This window comes from Rhizobium sp. 18055, assembly GCF_902706285.1.
Taxonomy (GTDB): Bacteria; Pseudomonadota; Alphaproteobacteria; order Rhizobiales; family Rhizobiaceae; genus Rhizobium.
The window spans coordinates 1-472 of sequence record NZ_CACSKD010000205.1; the positions used below are offsets into that span (position 1 = coordinate 1).

Below are 472 nucleotides of genomic sequence, written 5' to 3' on the forward strand. Positions count from 1 at the left end.
GCCGCACGCGCCTCACCGCCGGCGCGCTGGTGGCGCTGGCCGTGGCGCTGGGCCTGCTCATCGCATGGCGCACCACCGCGAGCATCACCCAGCCGATCGGCCGCGCCGTCGTGGTGGCCGAACGCATCGCGCGCGGCGACCTGACCTCGGCGGTCGAGGTGCGCATCCACGACGAGACGGGCCGGCTGCTGGAGGCGATCGCCGCCATGCAGGCGCAGCTGCGCGCGCTGGTGGGGCACATCGGCACCGCGGCCGACTCCATCCTGCTGGCGAGCTCGGAGGTGGCCTCGGGCAACCTCGACCTGAGCCACCGCACGGAACAGACCTCCGGCAACCTGCAGGAGGCCGCCTCCGCGCTGGCGGACCTGACCCAGACCGTCCACCAGGGCGCCTACGCCGCGCAGCAGGCCAACCAGATGACGGCCTCGGCCGCCCAGGTCGCGGCGCGCAGCGGCCAGGTGGTGTCGCAGGT

General features: G+C 75.0%; 1 protein-coding gene. It reads left to right on the forward strand.

The genetic code is table 11. The annotated features are described in order from the left end of the window. Positions 1-472 (forward strand): HAMP domain-containing protein (locus tag GVL52_RS31930; protein ID WP_160012719.1); only part of this gene is annotated, 472 nt, incomplete at both ends.